Source organism: Vibrio sp. 10N.286.49.C3 (assembly GCF_041469545.1).
Classification (GTDB): Bacteria; Pseudomonadota; Gammaproteobacteria; order Enterobacterales; family Vibrionaceae; genus Vibrio; species Vibrio tasmaniensis_A.
The window spans coordinates 1-749 of the sequence record NZ_JBFRKT010000026.1 but is presented as its reverse complement, the minus strand read 5'-3'; the positions used below and the strand labels follow the sequence as shown (position 1 = coordinate 749).

Here is a 749-nt window from a genome sequence, read left to right as displayed (position 1 = left end):
GTTATGAAACACTGCGTGCCGGTCACTGTAGAATGCAAGCGGCTTGCCGTGTGTCTCTAAGTACTCTCGAGTTGTTACCATATAGTCAATGGCTGATTCCGTTTCACTAAACCGCAGGTTCATTAATCGTCCAGTTGCATCGTCGATGAAAACCAGCAGACAGCATTTTGGACTTCGGCCTTCGAACCAATCATGGTGAGAACCATCAATCTGAACCAGTTCTCCTAGGCAGTCTCTGCGATGACGAGGTTGGTACACTCGAGGTTGACGCTGAGCATGTGGCACCCAGAGACCATCAGCAATCATCCATTGACGTAAGGTCTCATTAGAAATGGGTAAGTTATGGATCTCAATAAGTTTTTCTCTTGCTAACGTTGGGGCAAAATCCGAATAGTGTTTACGAACAAGCGTTAAGATAGTCTGACGATAATCACTCGATATCCGATTATTACTGGGCTTGCCGCGAGCTCCATGTGCCAAACTGGCCGCACCGGATTCTCGTAAGCGGTTCATTAAACGCTGCACTTGGCGTTCACTCAAGTTTAAGAGCTGGGCAGCATCCGAACGTCGTAAGCGACGCTCACAAACGTCATTGATCACTTTGTATCGTGAAAGGTCTTTGTCACTCATAGTTACCAACATCCCAATGTTCCTTAGATAAGTTCACATAAGAATGAAGTTAGCGGTTGAACCTAAAAAAGAGACATTTTAACTTTGCTAAAAAGTGACATTACAACTTTGCGCCTACA

Annotated in this window: 1 protein-coding gene; it reads right to left on the bottom strand. The window is 45.1% G+C overall.

What is annotated here, in order from left to right; genetic code table 11:
• The coding region (locus tag AB4180_RS12150; protein WP_241909518.1) for an ISNCY family transposase at nt 1–630 on the bottom strand (630 nt) is incomplete at its 3' end.
• Between the last annotated feature and the right edge of the window lie 119 nt (nt 631–749).